Raw genomic sequence first — 21207 nt, forward strand, 5'->3', positions numbered from 1 at the left:
ATCGTGCCGGGGTTCGGCATCCGGACTTAGCGTCGGTTGACGAGCAGAGGAAGGGCAGGATTCGGTGGGACAGCTGGACGGCAAGGTGGCGTTGGTGACCGGTGGCGCGCGCGGCATGGGAGCCGAGCACGTGCGCCGTTTCGTGGCCGAGGGCGCGCGGGTCGTGTTCGGCGATGTGCTCGACGACGAGGGCAAGGCCCTGGCCGCCGAGCTGGGCGACGCCGTCCACTACGTGCACCACGACGTCACCAGTGAAAGCGACTGGCAGGCAGCGGTTTCCGAGGCCACCACGAAGTTCGGCAAGCTGGATGTGCTCATCAACAATGCCGGGATCCTGCGGTTCGAGCGCATCGTGGAGATGAGCCTGGACGAGTTCAACCTGATCATGAACATCAACGTCACCGGCGCCTTCCTCGGCATCAAGACCGCCGCACCCGCGCTCACCACCGCCGGTGGCGGGTCCATCGTGAACGTGTCCTCGGTCGAGGGCTTCGTCGGTGCGGCGGGGCTGTCCGCCTACAGCGCAAGCAAATTCGCGCTGCGCGGGCTCACCAAGTCGGCCGCCCGGGAGCTGGGGCATTCGGGTATCCGGGTGAACTCGATTCATCCCGGCGGTATCGCCACCCCCATGACCACGTCCGTGGCGGGCGCGTCGGGTGTGGACGGCAACAGTTTCTTCTCCGAATTGCCCATTCCGCGCTGGGGTCGGCCGGTCGAGGTCTCCGAGGTGGCGTTGTTCCTGGCCTCGGACGCCGCGAGCTATTGCACCGGAGGCGAATTCGTCGTCGACGGCGGCATGCTGACCAGCTGCGGCTACTAAGGATCGAGATTCATGGAATTCGAATTCGACGTCGTTGTCGTGGGTTCCGGCGCGGCGGGCATGACCGCCGCGCTGACCGCGGCCTACCGGGGGCTGTCGGTGACCCTGGTCGAGAAGAGCCGCCTGTTCGGCGGCTCCACCGCGCGCTCGGGCGGCGGCATCTGGGTGCCCAACAACCCGGTGCTGCAGGCCGCGGGCGTGCCCGACAGTCCCGAGATGGCCCGGAACTACCTGAAAGCCGTTGTCGGCGAACGTGTTCCGGAGGCCAAGCAGCGCGCCTTCCTGGAACAGGGACCGGAGATGTTCCGCTACCTCGGCGCTCGCTCCCGGTACTGGAATTTCGCCTATGACCGTGGCTATTCCGACTACCACCCCGAGTTCCCGGGCGGGCTGGCGCAGGGCCGCAGCATCGAGCCCGAGCCGATCGACGGGCGACTGCTCGGCGGGGATCTGCACAAGATCAACCAGCCGACCATGTCCGCGCCCAAGGGAATCGCGATCACGGTCAAGGACTTCCACGACCTGAACATGATCGCGCGCACCTGGGCGGGCAAGAAGACCGCCATGAAGGTCGGCGCGCAGACCGCGCTGAACCTGATCAAGGGCGCGAAGCCGCTGAGCCTGGGCAAGGCCCTGGCCGCGCGGCTGTGGCTGTCGCTGCGTGACGCCGGGGTGCCGGTGTGGCTGAACACGCCGCTGACGGATCTGATCGTGGAGGGCGGCACCGTGGTCGGCATTCGCGCCGAGCACGAGGGTCGCCCGGTCGTCATCAAGGCCCGGCGTGGCGTGGTGCTGGCCGCGGGCGGCTTCGAGCACAACCTCGAGATGCGCGAGCAGTACATCGACGGGCCGCAGAACACCGGCTGGACCGTCGGCGCGACCGAGAATGTCGGCGAGGGCATCGTCGCGGGCCAGAAGGCCGGTGCCGCAGTCGATCTCATGGACGACGCCTGGTGGGGTCCGTCGGTGCGCAACCCCGACGGGCCGCCGTTCTTCATGCTGGCCGAGCGCTCGCAGCCGGGCGCGATCGTCGTGAATGCCAAGGGTGAGCGCTTCGTCAACGAGTCCGCGCCCTACGTGAACGTCGTGCACACCATGTACGAGGAGGAGAAGAAGGTGCCGGGCAGCATTCCGGCGCACTTCATCTTCGACCAGAACTTCCGTGACCGGTACCTGTTCCTGGGCAACTTCCCCAAGCGGCCGCTGCCCCAGAAGTACTTCGACGCGGGAATCATCAAGCAGGCCGACACCCTTGCCGAACTGGCCGACAAGCTGGGTGTTCCGGCGAAGTCCCTGGCTGCCACGGTGGAGCGTTTCAACGGCTTCGCCCGCAAGGGCCGCGACGAGGACTTCCTGCGCGGCGACTCGGCCTACGACCGCTACTACGGCGACCCGACCGTCAAGCCCAACCCGACCCTGGCCCCGCTCGAGCGTGGCCCGTTCTACGCGGTCGAGATGGTGCCGGGCGATCTGGGCACCAAGGGCGGTCTGGTCACCGACGAGCACGCCCGCGTGCTCGACGACCAGGGCGCGGTCATCGGCGGCCTGTACGCGGCGGGCAACAACTCCGCCGCGGTGATGGGCAACGACTACGCGGGCGCGGGCGCGACCATCGGGCCCGCCATGGTGTTCGGCTACATCGCGGCCAATCACCTCGCGGAGATGGAATCCGAAGCGGCACAGGAGAACTGATATGGGACGGGTTGATTCCAAGGTCGTCATCGTCACCGGCGGCGCGCGCGGCATGGGGGCGGCCTTCGCCCGCAAGCTGGCCGCCGAGGGCGCGAGGGTGGTGATCACCGATGTGCTGACCGAGGCCGGGCAGGCAGTGGCGGCCGAAATCGGGGATGCCGCACGGTTCTTCCCGCTCGACGTCACCGACGAGGCCGCGTGGAACGACGTGGTCGCGCGGGCCGAGGCCGCGTTCGGTCCGATCTCGGGTCTGGTCAACAATGCGGGCATCGTGCACGTCGACCCGATCGAGAAGCTCACGGAAGCCGACTACCGCAAGGTGATCGACGTGAACCAGATCGGTGTCTTCCTGGGCATGAAGGTCGTCATCGGGTCCATGCGCCGCGCCGGGGTCGGTTCGATCGTGAACATCTCCTCGACCGGCGGCCTCATCGGCTACTCCAACATCCTCGGCTACGTCGCCTCCAAGTGGGCCGTGCGCGGCATGAGCAAAATGGCCGCACAGGAATTCGCGGCCGACAATGTGCGCGTCAACTCCGTGCATCCCGGCATCGTCGCCACCGAAATGGTCGCGAGCTCGGATCGCTCGGCGAATATCGCGGCCAATCAGCCGATCGCCCGGCCCGCCAGCCCGGAGGAGCTCGCCAATCTGGTGCTGTTCCTCATCTCCGACGACTCCTCCTACAGCACCGGCTCCGAATTCGTGGCCGACGGCGGCTTCACCTCTCAGTAGTAACTCCGTTGCGAGACAAGGAAACACCCATGAAGGACTTCCACGGCAAGGTCGCCGTCATCACCGGTGCGGGAGCGGGCATCGGCCGGGCGCTGGCCCTGGAGCTGGCCCGCAACGGCGCGCAGCTGGCGCTGTCGGGGCGCAATCTCGAGAATGTGGCCGAGACCGTCGCGCTGTGCGAGAAGGAGGGCGCGAAGGCCCGCGCCTACCGGCTGGACGTGGCCGATCGCGCGGCCGTGTACGCGCACGCCGACGAGGTGGTGGCCGATTTCGGCAAGGTCAATATCGTCATCAACAATGCCGGTGTCTCGCTGACCGCCAATATCGAGGAAGTCGCCTGGGAAGACCTGGAGTGGATCTTCGGGATCAACTACTGGGGCACGCTGCACGGCGTGAAGGCGTTCCTGCCGCACGTGATCGCCTCCGGTGACGGCCACATCGCCAATGTCTCCAGCATGTTCGGTCTGGTGGCCTGCCCGAGCCAGGGCGGCTACAGCTCCTCCAAGTACGCCATGCACGCCATCAGCGACGCGCTGCGCCAGGAGAGGATCATCGCCGGCTACAACGTGGGCGTCTCCAGCGTCCACCCCGGCATGATCAAGACCGAAATCGCCTGGAAGGCACGGGCGGCCGCCAACCGCAGCCGCGACGACCTGGCCGCCAACTTCGACCGCCTGGCCCAGACCAGCCCCGAGGACTGCGCCCGGGTCATCGTCAACGGCATCCGGAAGAACAAGCCGCTCATCCTGATCGGCAAGGACGCCAAGGCCATGAACATCATGCGCCGCCTGCTCGGCTCGGGCTACATGAAGCCGCTGACCGCGCAGATGCGCAAGGAGATCTGATCAGGCCGGATCGCGCAGCTGCTGTTTGAGCACCTTGCCACCGGCATTACGCGGGAGGTCGTCGACGAAGACGACCTCCCGTGGCACTTTGTAGCCCGCCAGTCGCTCGCGTGACCACTCGATAATGGCGGCCGGGTCCGGCGCGGTCCCGCGGGCCGGGACGACCACGGCGCGGCCGACCTCGCCGAGGCGCGCGTCGGGGATGCCGATCACCGCGACATCGTGAATGCCGGGGTGTTGCAGCAGGACTCGCTCGATCTCGGCGGGATAGGCGTTGAAGCCGCCGACGATGAACATGTCCTTGAGGCGGTCGGTGATGCGCAGGTAGCCGTCGTCGTCGAGGGTGCCGATATCGCCGGTGTGCAGGTAGCCGTCGGGGTCGATGGCGGCGGCGGTGGCTTCGGGGTCGTCGAGGTAGCCGAGCATGACGTTCGGGCCCTTCACGGTGATCTCGCCGGGCTCGCCCGCCGCCACCGGCTTGCCCTCGCGGTCGACGATGCGGATTTCGCTGCCGCGCAAGGTCTTTCCGACCGTGCCCGCGACCAGTTCGGTCGGGGCGTCGGGTGGGCAGATGGAGACGACGCCGATGGATTCGGTGAGGCCGTAGGCGGTGAACACGAAGGGGACGCGCAGGTCGTCGCGGATGCGGCGGACCAGTTCGGCGGGGATGGTCGCACCGCCGGTGCCCGCCAGGCGCAGCGAGCCGAACATGTAGCGGTCGTGGTCGGCGGCCAGCAGATCGGTGAAAAGCGTTGGGGGACCGGCCATGACGGTAATGCGCTCGCTCTCGATGACTTGCAGCGCGTCGGCGGTGTCGAACCTTTCCATCGGCACCATGGTGGCGGTGCGCAGCAGGCAGGCCAGGATGCCGGCCTTGTAGCCGAAGGTGTGGGAGAACGGATTCACCAGCAGGTACCGGTCGCGGGGACGCAGGGTGACCGCATCGGCCCACTGCGAGAACACTTCCAGGCTCTGGCGGTGGGTGGCGAGCACGCCCTTGGGCGCACCCGTGGTGCCGGAGGTGAACAGGATGTCGGAGACCGAATCCGGCTCGATCTCGGCGGCGCGCTCGGTCGCCGACTGCGGCGCGATCACGGTGCCGGGGGCCAGGAATCCCTCCCACGAGCTGATGTCCCAGTCCGCGTCGCCCTCGCCGCGGGCGTCGTCGAGCAGGATCAGATGCTCCAGATCCGGTAGCGCACGGCCGGATTCGGCCAGCATGCGCGGATAGTCCTGCCCCAGGAACTCCTGCACCGTGCACACCGCCTTGGCGTGGCTGCGGGCCAGCACCTCCGCGGTCTCCGCACCGCGCAGCCGGGTGCTGATCGGCACCAGAGTCGCACCCGCGCCGAGCATTCCGAGCGCGGTCACGATCCAGCGCACGCTGTTGGGCGCCCACATCCCGACCCGATCCCCGGTCTCCAACCCCGACGCCATGGCCGCCCGCGTCACCGCGGCGACCTCCTCGGCCAGCTCAGCAAATGTGAACCGCCCGGCTGGTCCGGCAATCGCGACCGCGTCCGGATACCTCCGGGCTCTGTCCGCCACCAATGCCGGGATGGTCGTCACGGGTCCCACCGCGGAGCTCCCGCCCGAGTGCCGCCGATCCATCCGCCCATCCTGCACCAGACCCGCTCCCCGGACGCCCCTTTTCGCAGTGCCATCCCGCTGACCGGGCGTGCCAGGGTGCAGCCGTGCGAACGCACTCTCCTCCGCCTCTCCGTGCCTCGAGCGGGCGGCTCGAGAGCCGTGGCCCGTCTCGCACCCGTGCCGGCGGGCGGGAGCGGCACCGATTCCGGGGGTGCCGCAGGAGTTGCCCCGGTCGGCGCGAAATCGGTTGTCGCCTCGGGGAACGGGGGATCGGAGTGGCGTTCGTTCCTTTGTGCGTGCTCGATTCCGGTCATCGGGATGGGAGTTGGGTGTGGGGGTGCTCACGCGGCACGCTCGTTGTAGTGGTCCCGTGGGGGGACGGGGTATTGCCCGGCAGGTCGCTCGAGCAGCGGCGGAGCGCTGGAGTGCGGATGAATTCAGGATCTCGGAGGAGTGACATGACGGCCGGAATGGAGCTTGCGCGGCGTCTCGACCATGTGGCGGGCGCGGTGACCGTTGTCGAGCTCGACGGCGCCTGCGGGCTGTCGCGGGACAAGATCGGCGGCAAGGCGTGGAGCATCGACCACATGCGGGCGCTCGGGCTGGCGGTGCCGCCCGCGTTCGTCATCACCACCGACGGGTGGGCCGATGACACGCGGCGGGGCTCCATCGCGGAGGAGATCTGGGCGCAGGTGCGGGACGGTATCGCCACGATCGAGCGCGGTACCGGGCGGCGGTTCGGGTCGGCGGAGCGGCCGCTGCTGGTGTCGGTGCGCTCGGGTGCGGCGATTTCCATGCCGGGCATGATGGATACCGTCCTGAATCTGGGCATGACCGATGCGGTGCAGCGGGCTGGCCGCCGAGACCGGCAATCCGGGCTATGCCGAGGACACCCGGCGGCGGTTCGTGCACCAGTACCGGGAGACGGTGCTCGGGGACGAGCACGGCGCGGTGCCGGGCGATCCGTGGGAGCAGCTGCGCGGTGCGGTCGAGGCCGTGTTCCGGTCGTGGGATTCCCCGCGCGCCAAGACCTATCGCGCTCATCGCGGGGTGCCGGACACGCTCGGGACCGCGGTTACCGTGCAGGCCATGGTGTTCGGCAATCTCGACGAATTGTCCGGCACCGGAGTGCTTTTCAGCCGCAACCCCAATACCGGCGATGGGCCGGTCTACGGTGAGTGGCTGGTGGGCGGGCAGGGCGAGGACGTGGTGTCCGGCCGCCTGACCCCGCGACCGCTGGAGGATCTGGCCGCCACCCAGCCCGAGGTGCACGAGCGGCTGATCGCCGCCGCCGAGCTGCTGGAACGCGACGGCCGCGATATCCAGGATGTGGAGTTCACCGTCGAATCCGGCAATCTGTGGCTGCTGCAGTCGCGTCCGGCCAAGCGTTCGGCGCGGGCCGCGGTACGCGCCGCGGTCGCCATGGTCGCGGAGGGACTGATCAGTGCCGACGAGGCGCTGGATCGGGTCACCGCCGATCAGGTGCGCGAGGTGCTGCGCCCGGCCTCCGGTGACACCGGCGGTCAGCAGCCTCTGGCCCGCGGCGAATCCGCCTGTCCCGGACTGGCTTCCGGCGTGGTCGTGACCGATCCCGACGAGGCCGAGGCGCGCGCCGAAGCGGGGGAGGATGTCATTCTGGTCCGCCCCACCACCAGCCCCGACGATCTGCACGGCATGATCTCCGCCCGTGCCATCGTCACCGAATTGGGCGGCACCACTTCGCATGCCGCGCTGGTGAGCCGGGAGCTGGGCCGCCCGTGCGTGGTCGGCTGCGGACCCGGTGTCGTCGCCGCGCTCACCGGCCGGACCGTGACCGTCGACGGCGGTGCCGGGCTGGTACTGCCCGGCGCGGTCGTCGCCAAGCCGGTCGAGCAGGCCGTGCTCGACGATATCGCCCAGCTCGCCCAGTGGGCGGGCGTGGATGGTGCGCGGCTGGCCGAACGCCTCGAACAGCGTGCACCCGAGGCCGAAAGCGCCGAGCAGGAAGAGGTTTCCGTGGAGGTTCCCGTCACCGAGCTGGCCGTGCTGCGCCTGGTCGGCATCAAGGGCCGGGTGAACGCCGACAATCTGGCCGCCAGCCTGTTCGCCGAGGTCGCCGAAATCGCCTCCTGCTGTGAGGTTCTGGTGACCGCGGGCTACTGCGCCACCACTCCCGCCGGCTTCCGCATCACCCCCGAGGGCCGCCCCCGTCTCGCGCAGCTGCTCGCCGAGGAGCGCGGAACCGTCGACGCGGCCGCCATGACCGCCGCCTACGACGAGTTCTGCGTTTTCAATGCCGATCTCAAGGTCATCATCACCGACTGGCAGATGAAGGACCCGGCCACCGTCAACGACCACGCCGACGCCGATTACGACGCCGCGGTCCTGGGCCGCCTGGGCGACACTCATCGCACCCTGCGTCCTTTGATCGCTCGCCTGGGTGGCCTGGCTCCTCGCCTGTCCCGCTACCTGGACCGTCTCGACCGGGCCATCGACCGCATCACCGAGGGCGACCACACCTACGTGGCCCGGCCGATCATGGACAGCTACCACACCGTCTGGTTCGAACTGCACGAAGACCTGATCGGGCTGTGTGGCCTGACCCGCGCGGAAGAGGCGGCGGCCGGTCGTGCCCACTGAGTCCCTGATGCCTGCTGACGCCATGCCGACCCGCTGGATCGACTTCGCCCAGATCGACAATGTCCGCGATCTCGGCGGTCTCCCCGTAACCGGCGGCGGCACAACCCGTTTCGGCATCGTCCTGCGCTCCTCCACCTTGCAGCAGGCCACCTGCGACGACCTGTCCCACTTGGTCGATCAGCTGGGCCTGCGCACGGTCATCGACCTCCGTCTCCCCGACGAGGTGGAACGTGAGGGCTACGGCCTCATCGCGGATGCGGAGGTGCGCATTGCCAACCTCCCTATTCGGAAGTCGCCCCAGTCCTCCCTGGCCGCAAGGGATCTGGTCCCGGACAAGACCCGAGTGGACCTCACCGAGCTCTACGGCCAGCTGCTCGCCGGCAGCGGCGAACACATCGTCGAGGCGGTCCGCCTGATCATCGACCCCGACCGCCACTCGGTCCTCTTCCATTGCGCCGCGGGCAAAGACCGCACCGGCGTCCTCGCCGCCGTCCTGCTGGACGCGGTCGGCGTCCCCGCCGAAGCGATCGCCCACGACTACGCCCTGACCAACGAGCGCATCCAGCAGGTCCGCGAGCGCCTGGACGCCCTCCCCTCCTACGAGGGCCTGCCCCAGACCGATACCGGCATCCTGGCGGTCTCCGCGGACGTCATGCTCGGCTTCCTGGACACCCTGCACACCGGCCACGGCGGCGCGGCGAAATGGCTGTTCGCCAACGGCCTCACCGAATCCGAACTCCAGCGGCTGCGCGAGGTCCTGGTCGCCTAGGGTCCGGGCGCTCCCGTCTGCGGCACCAGCGACCGGACGCCCGCGGGCAGCGCGTCGTCCGCGGCGGCCTCCCGCAGGAAACTCTCCAGCGTCGCGCGGAACGCCCCGGCGGCGTGGGTCGGTGTGACGTCCTTGCGATGGGCGAGGGCGACCGTCCGGTGTAGCCCGTGCGGCTCGCGCCCGTCGTTACCCGACAGCGGAATCCCGCGCAGCCCGGGCCGCCCGGCCAGCACCGTGCTCGGGACGACCGCGATCCCGAGTCCCACCTCGACGAACCGCAGGACGGCATCCATCTCACCGCCCTCGACGGCGAAGCGGGGTTCGAATCCGGCCGCCCGGCAGGCCCCGATCGTCGCCTCGCGCAGGTCGTAGCCGGACCGGAACATCACCAGCGGCCGATCCCGCAGATCGGTGATGCGCAGGTGCGGGCGCGGCGGCAGTGAATCGTCGTCGATCCGGGCCGCGACCATCAGGTCCTCGCGCAGGATCGGCGTGGTGGCCAGCGGGGTGTCCTCGGCCAGCGGCAGGATCACCAGGGCCGAATCCAGTGCGCCCCTGGTCAATTGGCGCACCAGATCGCGCGAGCCGCCCTCCTCCACCAGCAGGCTGATCCCCGGGTACGCGTCGTGGAAGCGCCGCGGGGTGTCGGCGAGCAGTCCGGAGCACAGCGAGGGCGTGGCCCCGAGCCGGACCCGCCCGCGCCGCAGTCCGGCGAGCTCCTGCACCTCGAGCCGGGCGGTGTCCACATCGGCCAGGATGCGGGTGGCCAGCGGCAGCAGCGCCTCGCCCGCCGGGGTCAGGGCGATATTGCCGCGGGCGCGGCTGAACAGCTCGGTACCGAGTTCGGTCTCCAGGGTCCGGATCTGCTTGGACAGCGAGGGCTGGGCGACGCCGAGCGCGTCGGCGGCCCGGGTGAAGTGCCTGGCCTGCGCCACAGCCAGGAAATACGACAACTGCTGCAACTGCACAACTCGATAGCCTAGGACTATGGACTGCGGCATTTCGATGCCGGAGTCGATGATCACATCCGGTGGCCGGACCCGGTGTGACATCGTTCACCCGCCGAATTCACTACTGCCGGTAGTAATCCCGGCCCCAGCTCGGTCCATAGACCACGGTCATGGACACCAGATCCAAGCGGACTTGGACCGGGCGCGCGGGCCGGACGTACTTTCCGGCGGTGGCTATCGCATTACCTGAGCTCTACCGCACGACGGTGGGCAAGAAGGCCGTGATGGCGGTGACCGGGGGCATCCTGGTGCTGTATCTCATCGCCCACATGGCCGGGAACCTGAAGATCTTTCTGGGCGCGTCCGCCTTCAACCACTACGCCGAGTGGCTGCGGACCATCGGTGAACCCGCCATTCCGCACCGCGGGCTGCTCACGGCCGTGGAGGTGGTGCTCGCGGTGAGCGTGATCCTGCACATGTGGTCGGCGGTCTCGCTGGCCCGCACGGCGCGCCGCGCGAGACCCGTCCGGTACGCGGCGCGGCGCAAGTCGCACGCGCACGGGTATGCCGTGCACACCATGCGGTGGGGTGGGGTGATCATCGCGCTGTATCTGGTCTGGCACCTGCTGGATCTGACCTTCGGCGCGGTGAATCCCTTGGGCCGCAACGCGACTCCGTACGAGAAGGTCGTCGCCGACTTCGCGCCGTCGCACTGGTACGTCACGGTGTTCTATGTCCTGGCCGTGGTCCTGGTGGGCGTCCACCTGCGGCACGGCATTCGCAGCGCCTTCCAGACCCTCGGCCTGGCAAGCGGTTCCAGTTACCCGGCCTTTGACCGGCTGGCGGCCGCCGTCTCGGCCCTGCTGGTCGCGGGCTTCCTGTCGGTTCCGGTCTCCGTCACGCTCGGATGGGTGAAATAGCCATGAATGAAAGCCTTTTCGATATCGGCGCGCCGATCGCCGACACCAAGGCTCCGGCCGGGCCGATCGCCGACCGCTGGACCACCCGCAAGTTCGAGGCCAAGCTGGTCAACCCGACCAACAAACGCAAGAAGACGGTCATCATCATCGGCACGGGGCTGGCCGGTGGTTCGGCCGGGGCCACCCTCGGCGAGCAGGGCTATCACGTCATCCAGTTCTGCTTCCAGGATTCCCCGCGCCGGGCGCATTCGATCGCCGCGCAGGGCGGTATCAATGCCGCCAAGAACTATCGCAACGACGGTGACAGCGTGCATCGGCTGTTCTACGACACGGTCAAGGGCGGCGACTACCGCTCCCGCGAGTCGAATGTGCACCGGCTCGCCGAGATCTCCACGCAGATCATCGATCAATGTGTGGCGCAAGGTGTTCCGTTCGCGCGCGAGTACGGCGGGCTGCTCGACAATCGATCCTTCGGCGGCACCCAGGTTTCCCGGACCTTCTACGCGCGCGGGCAGACCGGACAGCAGTTGCTGCTGGGCGCGTATCAGGCGCTGATGCGCCAGATCGACGCGGGCACGGTCGAATTGCACGCCCGGCACGAGATGCTCGACCTCATCATGGTCGACGGGGTGGCGCGGGGTGTGGTCGTGCGCGATCTCATCACCGGGGAGATCGAGTCCTACACCGGCGACGCGGTGGTGCTGGCCTCGGGCGGGTACGGGAATGTCTATTTTCTGTCCACCAATGCCATGGGCGCGAACGTCACCGCGTCCTGGCGTGCGCACAAGCACGGCGCGTACTTCGCCAATCCGTGTTTCACCCAGATCCATCCCACCTGTATCCCGGTCTCGGGCGAGCATCAGTCGAAGCTGACGCTCATGTCGGAGTCGCTGCGCAACGACGGCCGGGTGTGGGTGCCCGTGCGGGCGGGCGATCACCGTGCGCCCGAGGACATTCCGGAGGCCGAGCGCGACTACTACCTGGAGCGCATCTACCCGGCGTTCGGCAATCTGGTCCCACGCGATATCGCGTCCCGGGCGGCCAAGAACGTGTGCGACGAGGGCCACGGGGTCGGTCCGGGCGGGCTGGGTGTCTACCTGGACTTCGCCGACGCGATCGCGCGGCTCGGGCTGAGCGCGGTGGAAGCCAAGTACGGCAACCTCTTCACGATGTACGAGCGGATCACGGGGGAGAACCCGTACGAGCGGCCCATGCGCATCTTCCCGGCCGTGCACTACACCATGGGCGGGCTGTGGGTCGACTACGACCTGCAATCCACCATCCCCGGGCTGTTCGTCATCGGTGAGGCCAACTTCTCCGACCACGGTGCGAACCGGCTGGGCGCGTCGGCGCTCATGCAGGGTCTGGCCGACGGGTATTTCGTGCTCCCGGCCACCCTCGGTGACTACCTCGCTCGCGGTCCGCTCGGCGAGGTGCCCGCCGAGGCGGTGAAAGCCGCTGAGACACGGGTCGTTTCGATGATCGACCGACTGCTCGCGGTGCGCGGTGATCGCACCGTCGACTCCTTCCACCGGGCGCTCGGCCACCTCATGTGGGAGTACTGCGGCATGGAACGGACCGAGGCGGGGCTGCGCAAGGCGCTCGCGCTGATACCCGCGCTGCGCGCGGAGTTCTGGGAGCGGGTCAATGTGCCGGGCTCGGGCGCGGATCTCAACCAGTCGCTCGAACGCGCGGGCCGGGTGGCCGACTTCCTCGAGCTGGCCGAGCTCATCGTCATCGACGCCCTGCATCGCACCGAGTCCGCGGGCGGCCACTTCCGCGCCGAATCGCAGACCGACGACGGTGAGGCGCGGCGCGACGACGAGAACTTCTCCTACGTCGCGGCCTGGGAGTGGAACGGCGGGCGGCCGCCGACACTCCATCGGGAGGCGCTCGTCTTCGACCACGTCCACCCGACCACCCGGTCCTACAAGTAGTTGGTGATGACAGTGAAACTCACACTGCGTATCTGGCGGCAGCGCAACGCCCGCGACCAGGGCGGGCTGGTCGACTACCGGGTGGAAATCTCCCCCGACGCCTCCTTCCTGGAGATGCTCGACGTCCTCAACGAACGTCTCGCGGGTGCGGGGGAGGAGCCCGTCGCCTTCGACCACGACTGCCGCGAGGGCATCTGCGGCATGTGCTCACTGGTCATCGACGGCACCCCGCACGGCCCCGAAAAGGCCACCACCACCTGCCAGCTGCACATGCGCAAGTTCCGCGACGGAGACACCATCACCGTGGAACCCTGGCGCGCCAAGGCTTTCCCGGTCGTCAAGGACCTGGTGGTCGACCGCTCCGCCTTCGACCGGATCATCCAGGCCGGCGGCTACATCACCGCCCCCACCGGCACCGCCCCCGAAGCCCACTCGGTCCCCGTCCCGAAACCCGACGCCGACTTCGCCTTCCAGGCCGCCGAATGCATCGGCTGCGGCGCCTGCGTGGCCGCCTGCCCCAACGGCTCCGCCATGCTCTTCACCGCCGCCAAGATCACCCACCTCGGCCTGCTCCCCCAGGGCCAGCCCGAGCGCTACACCCGCGTCGCGGACATGCTCGAAACCCACGACGAACTGGGCTTCGGCGGCTGCACCAACACCGGCGAATGCACCCTGGCCTGCCCCAAGGAAATCCCCCAGGACGTCATCGCCCGCCTGAATCGAGACCTCCTCAGCCCCACCCGAAAACCCCGCTGAGTTGACATTCCCATCACCCGGATCTTGATGGCGATCCGAAGCAGCGGTTTCGATCAGCGGGTTTCGAAGATGACCTTGCCGTCCTCGTCGGGGGAGAACATCGGCAGGAGGTGTTCCGCCTCGGCTCGGACGGCCGCCTCGGTGGCCTTCGACAGCGGATGCCAAGGGGTTACTCGGATGGTCGATCCGTCGAGATCCCAGCGGCCGTGGACGAATCCGTCGACGAGGTAGAAGGGGACGCCGCCGGAAGCGATCTTCGCGATGCGGCGGCGGTCCTCGTCGCCGATGATGCGGGTGCGGTCGCGATGGCCCAGGCAGGAATTGTCGAAGGCGGGGAGGAAGCGGATGGGGGCCGGGAGGTCCGGGTCGGCGAGGGGGGCTTCGGGGAGGTCGAAGAGTTCGCGGCCCGAATCATCGCGCAGGACAACGAGTTCGGGGCCCAGGCGGGTCATGGCCTCGGAGAGGCGGGTGACGCCGGCGAATTCCTGGATGTCGGCGATGGTGGCGGGGCCGTAGGCGGCCAGGTAGCGGCGGATCAGGGTTTCCGGTTGCGGGGTTTCGGACAGGGGCGCGGCGAGAAACTCTTCGGCCAGCGACACCGATACCGAACGGCCGCGCCACGCGCCCCAGGTACCCGCGTCGGCATCGTGGAGCAGCGGGTGGATGATGCCCAGCGCGTGGACGAGGGCACGGGGTTCGCGGCCGGGGAAGCGGGCGGCGAGTTGTCTGCCGAGGTCGCGGCGGGGGAGGGTGCGGCCGGTGAGGAGTTCCGTTCCGGCCGTGGCCAATTCGACGATGTCGAGGCCCTCGATGGCGTCGCGGAGGTGGACCGAGCGGAGGGCGGGTGCGACGGCGGGGCGGACCGTCGGGTAGAGCCAGCGGTAGTCGGCGGCGTCGGTGAGGTGGACGGTGCGGCGAATGGTGGTGGCGCGCACCACGGTTCGGTCCTGTAGCAGCGACGACAGCTCCTCGTGGCGGAAGCCGGCGAGGCGGGTCCACAGGCCGATATAGGGCCAGTTCGGTTCCTGGGCCTGGACCGCGACGAGGTGGCGGACGAGATCGGCGGCGGGCATACTCACCCGTTCGTTCAACTTCTGGCGCAGCAGCAGGGTGCGGTTCAGGGTTCGCAGCGAGATCTCGGGCATGAATCCAGTGTCGGATGGAACTAGGACCGAACGGGTCCTAGATGGAGGCGCGATCATGGACGGCGTGCGGGCGGGGGGGTTCCGGCACATCTATGACCCGAGCGAGCCGGAACAGGCGTGGTACATCAATGACCACACCCTGATCCGGGCCGCCGACGGCCGCTGGCATCTGTTCGGCATCACCCATCCCGAGCCCGCCGACCCGCTCGGCGAGTCCGAGTTCGCGCACGCGACGGCGGCGGATCCGCACGGACCGTGGATCAAGCAGCCCTCGGCCCTGACCGTGGACCGGGGGCGCGGCGAGACCCACCTGTGGGCTCCCTACGTGGTCCGCGACGATGACCGCTACCTCATGTTCTACGACGGCGGCGGAACCGACCTCACCGCAACGGGTATGGGGCTGGCCACCTCCACCGACCTGTTCCACTGGACCCGGCATCCGGACAGCCCGGTATTCCGCGACGGCTTCGAGGCCCGCGACCCCATGGTGCTGCGCCACGATGGCGAGTGGGTCATGTACTACTGCGCCACCAGCGCTCCCACCGGCGGCAATCACATCGTCGCCTACCGCACCAGCCGCGACCTGGTGCACTGGGGCACCCGCCGCATCGCCTACACCGACCCGACCACCGGCACCGGTGCGGGCAATACCGAATCGCCCTTCGTCTTCCGCCGCGGCGAGGTCTGGTACCTGTCGATCGGCCCCCGCCCCGCCTACGTCGGCACCGAGATCTTCCGCAGCGACAACCCTTTTCACTTCGACACGTCCGACCGCGTGGGGCGCATTCGGGCCCACGCCGCCGAGGTGATCACCCACGACGGTCGCCTCTGGATCACGCACGCGGGCTGGGGCCAGGGCGGAGTCGCGCTGGCCCCCTTGATCTTCCCGGCCTGACGATCTTCCCGACCTGACCCGAAAATCCGATTTCGGGCGTGGCGTGCGGTCTGAACTGGGATTCTGAACCCAGTCGAGAGTCCACCCAGTGCGGGGAGGCAGGCAAATGGCCCGAATCGGCGTGATCAGTCTTTCCGACGGCCGCGACTACGTGCACGGCGGCATCGTCGGCTTCATCCGGACCGCGGAGGACCGCCTGGTGGCCGAGCGGACCGCGGCCGGGCACACCGTGATTCGCGGTGTCGAACCCATCGGCGGCAATGCGTGCGCGGTGACGGTGGCCCGCCAGGTGGAGGCGGCCGGGGTGGATCTGACCGTGCTGCACTACGCGGTGTGGGCGTTCCCGCACTTCACCATGCTGGCGGCCGGAGCCCTGCGCGGCCCGCTGCTGCTGCTGTCGAATATCGATCCGGTGCAGCCGGGCATGGTCGGCATGCTGGCCGCGGGCGGCGCGCTCGATCAGCTCGGGCGCGAGCACGCCCGGCTGTGGGGCGACCCCGCCGACCCGGATCTGATCGCCGCCATCGGGGAGCGCGCGCGGGCCGCCGCGGCGGTGGCGAGCCTGCGCGGCAGCACCTTCGGGCGCATCGGCGGCCGCCCCATGGGCATGAACACCGCGGTCGCCAATACCGATCAGTGGCAGCGCGTGTTCGGTATCGACGTGGAGGAGATCGACCAGTGGGAGATCGTGCGCCGCGCCGACCTCGCCGACACCGGTGAGGCCAAGGCGGCGCGAGAGTGGCTGGAGCGCAATGCCGCCGGAGTCCACTACGACGGCCGCAAACTGACGCCGGAGCTGCTGGAACGGCAGATTCGCTCCTATCTGGCCATGCGCGACCTGATCGCGGAATGGCGCCTGGACTTCTCGGGCATCAAGGGCCAGCCGGAGCTGACCCAGTACTTCGCCACCATGGATATCACCGAGGCCTTCCTCAACGACCCCTACGACTGGAACGGCCCCAAACAGCCGCACGTGTGCGCCACCGAGGCCGACATGGACGGCGCGCTCACCATGCAGCTGCTGCACCGGATCGCCGACACCCCGGTGCTTTTCGCCGATGTCCGCCACTACCACGCCGACCGCGACATCTGGGACCTGTGCAATTCCGGCCAGCACGCCACCTGGTACGCCGCCCGCAGCGACGACCCCGCCGAGAACCTGGCACGCGTGCATCTCTACCCCGAGGTGTTCTTCTTCCCCGCCGGTGGCGCGTCCGTGCATCACCTGGCCGCGCCCGGGCAGATGACCCTGGCCCGCCTCACCCGCTGAAACGGTTCCTACCGAATGCAATTGATGATCGGCGAGTTCGAGACCTACGACCGGGCCACCAACGAGTCGCTCATGAAGCAGTCCACCTGGGAGTGGCCGCACGCCTTCGCCCGCCTCGACGCCGACGCCGGGGACTTCCTGTCCCGCTTCGGGGCCAACCACATTCACGCCGTGCCGGGCGACCACCGCGCCACCGTGCGCGCGGCCTGCGAGCTGCTGGGCGTCACGCTCGACGAATTCACCAGGGCGAGTTGACATGCTCCTCGGCATAGATATCGGCACCTCCGGATCCAAGGGCGTCCTGGTCGACCAGAAAGGCATGGTCGCCATGAGAGCCGAACGCCCGCAACGGGTTTCGACCCCGCGCCCGGGCTGGGTGGAACACGACGCCGAAACCGTGTGTTGGGCCGATTTCGCCGCCATCGCCCGCGAGCTGGTGGCCGCCGCCGACGGCGACCCCATCGACGCGCTGTCGGTGAGCGGCATCGGCCCGTGCCTGCTGCCCGCCGATGCGGCGGGCAACCCGCTGCGCCCCGCCATCCTCTACGGCGTCGACACCCGCGCGACGGTCGAAATCGACGAACTGGAAGCGGAATTGGGCGCGCACACCGTGCTGGAGCGCTGCGGCTCACCCCTCACCAGCCAGGCCGTCGGCCCGAAACTGCGCTGGCTCATCCGCCACGAGCCGCGGGTCTGGAAGTCCACCCGCATGCTGTTGATGGCGAGCTCCTTCCTGGTGCACCGGCTCACCGGCCGCTACGTACTCGACCATCAATCCGCCAGCCAGTGCGTGCCCATGTACGACCTGATGGCCCGCGACTGGGCCCGGGACTGGGCCGAATCCGTCGCACCCGGCCTGCGCCTGCCCGAATTGGCCTGGCCCACCGAGACGGTCGGCCAGGTCACCCCCGAGGCGGCCGCCGCCACCGGCCTCCCGGCGGGCCTGCCCGTCACCACCGGCACCATCGACGCCTGGGCCGAGGCCGCCGGAGTCGGCGTCCGCGCCCCCGGCGACTGCATGATCATGTACGGCACCACCATGTTCCTCACCCAGGTCCTCACCCACCCCCGGCCCCAACCGGGCCTGTGGACCACCTGCGGAACCTGGCCCGGCACATACACTTCCGCCGCCGGGATGGCCACCTCCGGCGCGATCACCGACTGGCTGCGCACCCTCACCGCCACCGACTTCACCGACCTGCTCGACGAGGCCGCCCACGTCCCGCCCGGCAGCCGCGGCCTGCTGGTGCTGCCCTATTTCGCGGGCGAACGCACCCCGCTGTTCGACCCCGACGCCCGCGGCATGATCGCGGGTCTCACCCTCACCCACCAGCGCGCCGACCTCTACCGGGCCGTCCTCGAGGGCATTGCCTACGGAGTGCGCCACAATCTCGAGGTCATGTCCGCCGCGGGCGCTCCCGCCACCCGCCTGGTCGCCGTCGGCGGTGGCACCAAGGGCGGCCTGTGGACCCGCAGCGTCTCCGACGTCACCGGCCTGCCCCAGCAACTCCCCGCCGACACCGTCGGCGCGGCCCTGGGCAATGCCCTCCTCGCCGCCGAATCCCAGTCCATCGACACCGCCGCCTGGAACCCCATCATCGCCACGATCGAACCCGACCCCACCCGCACCGCCCGCTACGACCCCTACTACCGCCACTACCGATCCCTCTACGAGGCAACCAGATCCACCGCCCACTTCCTCGCCCGGGAGCAGCACCGCGCCGCGACCTGACCCACGGCCGTCATTTGCGAAGGATGGATATTTCAGAGTTGTGTCGCTCCCGGTCACCTCGAGGTGGTATGACTTCCCGGTGGCATGGACTTTGCGGCTCAGCGAGGACGAAGAAGCTGCGCTGAGCGCGCAGGCGGTGATGGAAGGGCGGTCGAAGCACGAGATCGCCCGCGACGCTATCCGCAACTACATCAACCGGCACAGCACGTGGGATGAATACCTCTCCGACGGGTCGGTTGTCTATGGGTAGTAGGTGTCTCTGATCTCCGCGTAGCGCTGGCGGATGGCGGCGCCGATTCCCGCTGTCAGGGAATGGAACTCGGTGCCGGTGGGAGTGGGCCAGCGGGGTGGGCGGGGACCGCCGCGCAGGGCCCAGGCGGCCTGGCGGGCCGCGCCCAGGGCGACGTATTCGCTCGGGTTGGGGACGGTGACGGTGCGGCCGAAGATGGTGGCCGCGGCGTGCGCGATGAGGCGGGAGCGGGATGCGCCGCCGATCAACAGGATTCGATGCGGGACCGTGGGCAGGCGGTCCAGGGCCTCGGCGATATTGCAGAGCATGCCCTCGATGGCGGCGCGGGCCAGATGGTGCGGGCGCATGGTGTGCGGGCGCAGGCCGTGCAGGCTGCCGGTGGCGTAGGGCAGGTTCGGGGTGCGTTCACCGGCGATGTAGGGCAGCAGCGTGAGACCGTCCGCGCCGGCGGGGGATTGGGCGGCCAGCACTTCGAGGCCGGACACGTCGGTGCCGAGCAGGGTGGCGGTGGCGTCCAGCACGCGGGCCGCATTGAGGGTGCAGACCAGCGGCAGGAACGCGCCGGTGGCGTCGGCGAAGCCGTTGACCGCGCCGGAGGGGTCGGCGCTCGGGCTCGCCGCGCGGGTGAAGACGGTGCCGCTGCTGCCCAGCGAGACCACCACGTCGCCGTCCTCGATGCCCAGACCCAGTGCGGCGGCGGCATTGTCGCCGGTGCCCGCGGCCACCAGCCGACCGCCGGGGGTGTGGCCCGCGATCTCGGCGGGCGCCAGCACCCGGGGCAGGGCGGGATGGCGGCCGCGGAAGGCCAGGGCCAGCAGGTCGGGACGGTAGGCGCCCTCGGCGGGGGACCAGTAGCCGGTGCCGGAGGCGTCGCCGCGGTCGGTGGTGGGTTCGGTGGCCGGATCGCCGCCGCGCAGCTGCCAGGTCAGGTAGTCGTGCGGGAGCAGGACGCGAACCGTTCGGTCGGCCAGTTCCGGTTCGTGGTCGGCGAACCAGCGCAGCTTGGCCACGGTGTGCGCGGCCAGCGGCACACTGCCCACCGCGTCCGCCCACGCCTGCGGCCCGCCCAGCTCGCTCACCAGCTGGGTGGCCGCCTCCGCGGAGCGGGTGTCGTTCCACAGCAGCGCATCGCGCACCGGATGCCCGGAGGCGTCGAGCACCACCAGCCCGTGCTGCTGCCCGGCCACCGCGATGGCCTCGACATCGCGCATCATGCGGTCACACGCCGCGCGCAGCGCCTCCCACCACATGAGCGGCGGCACTTCCGTCCCGTCGTGGTGCGGAATCTGGCGGTGCCGCAATACCGTTCCGGTATCCGCGTCGCACACCACGATCTTGCAGGACTGAGTGGAGGAATCCACTCCGGCAACGACCGTCATTGGTCATTTCCCGTCTATCGTGCCGCCCGTCGTCCGGGGTGCAGCTGGATCTTGCGTCCGGTGCCCGCGCGGAAGGTCCGCAGGGCATCGCCGAATTCGTCGAGGGCGAAGTCGTGGGTGATCACCGTGTCCGCGTCGATCACGCCCTCGCCCAACAGGTCCACGGCCCGCCCGAAACTGTGCAGCACGGCCATCGAGCCCACGATCCGGATCTCGTCGTTGTAGAGGCTGAACGGCGAGATGACGGCCCGCGCCGCCGCGGGCGTGACACCGAACTGCTGATAGGTGCCGCCGCGCCGGACCCGGGACAGCCCGTCCTCGAACGCGGCCACCGTTCCGCTGCAATCGATCACGATCTCCCAGCCCTCGGGCCGGTCCATATCGTCGGCGGAGATGGTCGCCGCGTCCGCGCCCAGGGTGCGGGCGATGGCGAGGCGATCGGCATTGGTGTCGATCATCGACACCGACGCCGCGCCCGCGGTGAGCGCCAGTTGCAGCATGAGCAGTCCCATGGTGCCCGCGCCGTAGATCAGATAGTGCGACCCGAGTTGCCGTGGCAGCACATCGAATCCGTGCACCGCGCACGAGAGCGGTTCCACCAGTGCGCCGTGCGCGGGCGACAGATGACCGGGTAGCCGATAACAGTTGGCGGCGGGCACTTTCACGTACTCGGCCATGGCCCCGTCCACCGTGTCCCCGATGGCGCCCCAGTGCTCGCACAGATTCCCGCGCCCGATCGCGCAGAAGTGGCAGTGCCCGCAGAACAGCGAGGGATCCACCGCGACCCGGTCTCCGACCCGCACCCCGGCCGCCTCCGTCCCGAGCGCCACCACCTCCCCGGCGAATTCGTGCCCCGGCACGATCGGATAGGGCGTCGGCGGGAATTCGCCCTCGACGATATGGAC

At 69.2% G+C, this 21207-nt stretch carries 17 protein-coding genes and 1 pseudogene; 13 read left to right on the top strand and 5 right to left on the bottom strand.

Annotation, left to right across the window (positions count from 1 at the left end; genetic code table 11):
* Positions 1-64: 64 nt before the first annotated feature.
* Genes NS2_RS07030 through NS2_RS07045 form a run of 4 tightly spaced genes read left to right on the top strand, consistent with a single transcriptional unit; the run spans position 65 to position 4090 of the window.
* A complete protein-coding gene (locus tag NS2_RS07030; RefSeq protein WP_033086518.1) occupies positions 65-820 on the top strand; it encodes a glucose 1-dehydrogenase in 756 nt (251 codons plus the stop codon).
* A gap of 12 nt (positions 821-832) precedes the next feature.
* Positions 833-2512, top strand: coding sequence for a 3-oxosteroid 1-dehydrogenase (gene kstD / locus NS2_RS07035; RefSeq protein WP_033086517.1), 1680 nt, complete (start codon positions 833-835; stop codon positions 2510-2512).
* 1 nt (position 2513) lies between these two features.
* Complete coding sequence (locus NS2_RS07040) at positions 2514-3245, top strand: glucose 1-dehydrogenase (RefSeq protein ID WP_033086516.1); 732 nt, start codon at positions 2514-2516, stop codon at positions 3243-3245.
* 29 nt (positions 3246-3274) lie between these two features.
* Positions 3275-4090, top strand: a complete 816-nt coding sequence (locus NS2_RS07045; RefSeq protein WP_147207112.1) for an SDR family NAD(P)-dependent oxidoreductase — start codon at positions 3275-3277, stop codon at positions 4088-4090.
* Here NS2_RS07045 and NS2_RS07050 read toward each other — a convergent pair whose 3' ends face one another.
* Positions 4091-5659 carry a FadD3 family acyl-CoA ligase gene (locus NS2_RS07050; protein ID WP_228102666.1) on the bottom strand — a complete coding sequence of 523 codons (1569 nt, stop codon included), beginning with the start codon at positions 5657-5659 and terminating at the stop codon, positions 4091-4093.
* A gap of 858 nt (positions 5660-6517) precedes the next feature.
* Here NS2_RS07050 and NS2_RS07055 point away from each other — a divergent pair.
* Both NS2_RS07055 and NS2_RS07060 read left to right on the top strand, forming a co-directional pair.
* A complete protein-coding gene (locus NS2_RS07055) occupies positions 6518-8299 on the top strand; it encodes a pyruvate, phosphate dikinase (protein ID WP_052086101.1) in 1782 nt (593 codons plus the stop codon).
* A gap of 7 nt (positions 8300-8306) precedes the next feature.
* Entirely contained in the window at positions 8307-9068 is a 762-nt protein-coding gene (locus NS2_RS07060; protein ID WP_081985726.1) for a tyrosine-protein phosphatase, read from the top strand.
* Here NS2_RS07060 and NS2_RS07065 read toward each other — a convergent pair.
* On the bottom strand, positions 9065-10120 hold the full coding sequence (locus tag NS2_RS07065; RefSeq protein ID WP_228102667.1) for a LysR family transcriptional regulator: 1056 nt from the start codon (positions 10118-10120) through the stop codon (positions 9065-9067). The genes NS2_RS07060 and NS2_RS07065 overlap by 4 nt on opposite strands.
* A 68-nt stretch (positions 10121-10188) precedes the next feature.
* Between NS2_RS07065 and NS2_RS07070 the strand changes: the two genes are divergently transcribed.
* From NS2_RS07070 to NS2_RS07080, 3 genes are read left to right on the top strand one after another with little or no spacing between them, the layout of a single operon-like run.
* Positions 10189-10938, top strand: a complete 750-nt coding sequence (locus NS2_RS07070) for a succinate dehydrogenase cytochrome b subunit (RefSeq protein WP_155239891.1) — start codon at positions 10189-10191, stop codon at positions 10936-10938.
* A 2-nt stretch (positions 10939-10940) separates the two neighbouring features.
* Positions 10941-12875, top strand: a complete 1935-nt coding sequence (locus NS2_RS07075; RefSeq protein WP_033086511.1) for a fumarate reductase/succinate dehydrogenase flavoprotein subunit — start codon at positions 10941-10943, stop codon at positions 12873-12875.
* A gap of 12 nt (positions 12876-12887) precedes the next feature.
* Positions 12888-13631, top strand: coding sequence for a succinate dehydrogenase/fumarate reductase iron-sulfur subunit (locus NS2_RS07080; RefSeq protein ID WP_033086556.1), 744 nt, complete (start codon positions 12888-12890; stop codon positions 13629-13631).
* 53 nt (positions 13632-13684) lie between these two features.
* Here the strand turns inward: NS2_RS07080 and NS2_RS07085 are convergent, their stop codons facing one another.
* A complete protein-coding gene (locus NS2_RS07085) occupies positions 13685-14776 on the bottom strand; it encodes a winged helix DNA-binding domain-containing protein (RefSeq protein ID WP_033086510.1) in 1092 nt (363 codons plus the stop codon).
* 55 nt (positions 14777-14831) lie between these two features.
* On the opposite strand from NS2_RS07085, the gene NS2_RS07090 reads away from it, so the two are divergent.
* From NS2_RS07090 to NS2_RS07105, 4 genes and pseudogenes are all read left to right on the top strand, one after another.
* Positions 14832-15671, top strand: a complete 840-nt coding sequence (locus NS2_RS07090) for a family 43 glycosylhydrolase (RefSeq protein ID WP_033086509.1) — start codon at positions 14832-14834, stop codon at positions 15669-15671.
* Between the two features lie 106 nt (positions 15672-15777).
* Positions 15778-17196, top strand: a pseudogene (locus NS2_RS07095) (L-fucose/L-arabinose isomerase family protein).
* Between the two features lies 1 nt (position 17197).
* Positions 17198-18673 carry an FGGY-family carbohydrate kinase gene (locus NS2_RS07100; RefSeq protein ID WP_147207113.1) on the top strand — a complete coding sequence of 492 codons (1476 nt, stop codon included), beginning with the start codon at positions 17198-17200 and terminating at the stop codon, positions 18671-18673.
* Positions 18674-18752: 79 nt separating this feature from the next.
* Positions 18753-18923: a ribbon-helix-helix protein, CopG family gene (locus NS2_RS07105; protein WP_155239889.1), complete on the top strand. Its 171-nt coding sequence runs from the start codon at positions 18753-18755 to the stop codon at positions 18921-18923.
* Here NS2_RS07105 and xylB read toward each other — a convergent pair.
* Both xylB and NS2_RS07115 read right to left on the bottom strand, forming a co-directional pair.
* Positions 18914-20302 carry a xylulokinase gene (gene xylB, locus NS2_RS07110; RefSeq protein WP_033086506.1) on the bottom strand — a complete coding sequence of 463 codons (1389 nt, stop codon included), beginning with the start codon at positions 20300-20302 and terminating at the stop codon, positions 18914-18916. The genes NS2_RS07105 and xylB overlap by 10 nt on opposite strands.
* A gap of 14 nt (positions 20303-20316) precedes the next feature.
* Positions 20317-21207: zinc-dependent alcohol dehydrogenase family protein (locus NS2_RS07115; RefSeq protein WP_036547216.1), on the bottom strand; the 891-nt coding region annotated here is incomplete at its 5' end.

It is taken from the genome of Nocardia seriolae NBRC 15557 (assembly GCF_007990715.1).
In the GTDB taxonomy this organism is placed as follows: domain Bacteria; phylum Actinomycetota; class Actinomycetes; order Mycobacteriales; family Mycobacteriaceae; genus Nocardia; species Nocardia seriolae.

Bases quoted from the DNA above. Each gene is read 5' to 3' on its own strand.
- kstD (WP_033086517.1), top strand. From the start codon at position 833: ATGGAATTCGAATTCGACGTCGTTGTCGTGGGTTCCGGCGCGGCGGGC.
- NS2_RS07040 (WP_033086516.1), top strand. From the start codon at position 2,514: ATGGGACGGGTTGATTCCAAGGTCGTCATCGTCACCGGCGGCGCGCGC.
- NS2_RS07045 (WP_147207112.1), top strand. From the start codon at position 3,275: ATGAAGGACTTCCACGGCAAGGTCGCCGTCATCACCGGTGCGGGAGCG.
- NS2_RS07055 (WP_052086101.1), top strand. From the start codon at position 6,518: ATGCGGTGCAGCGGGCTGGCCGCCGAGACCGGCAATCCGGGCTATGCC.
- NS2_RS07060 (WP_081985726.1), top strand. From the start codon at position 8,307: ATGCCTGCTGACGCCATGCCGACCCGCTGGATCGACTTCGCCCAGATC.
- NS2_RS07065 (WP_228102667.1), bottom strand. From the start codon at position 10,120: ATGTCACACCGGGTCCGGCCACCGGATGTGATCATCGACTCCGGCATC.
- NS2_RS07070 (WP_155239891.1), top strand. From the start codon at position 10,189: ATGGACACCAGATCCAAGCGGACTTGGACCGGGCGCGCGGGCCGGACG.
- NS2_RS07075 (WP_033086511.1), top strand. From the start codon at position 10,941: ATGAATGAAAGCCTTTTCGATATCGGCGCGCCGATCGCCGACACCAAG.
- NS2_RS07085 (WP_033086510.1), bottom strand. From the start codon at position 14,776: ATGCCCGAGATCTCGCTGCGAACCCTGAACCGCACCCTGCTGCTGCGC.
- NS2_RS07090 (WP_033086509.1), top strand. From the start codon at position 14,832: ATGGACGGCGTGCGGGCGGGGGGGTTCCGGCACATCTATGACCCGAGC.
- NS2_RS07100 (WP_147207113.1), top strand. From the start codon at position 17,198: ATGCTCCTCGGCATAGATATCGGCACCTCCGGATCCAAGGGCGTCCTG.
- xylB (WP_033086506.1), bottom strand. From the start codon at position 20,302: ATGACGGTCGTTGCCGGAGTGGATTCCTCCACTCAGTCCTGCAAGATC.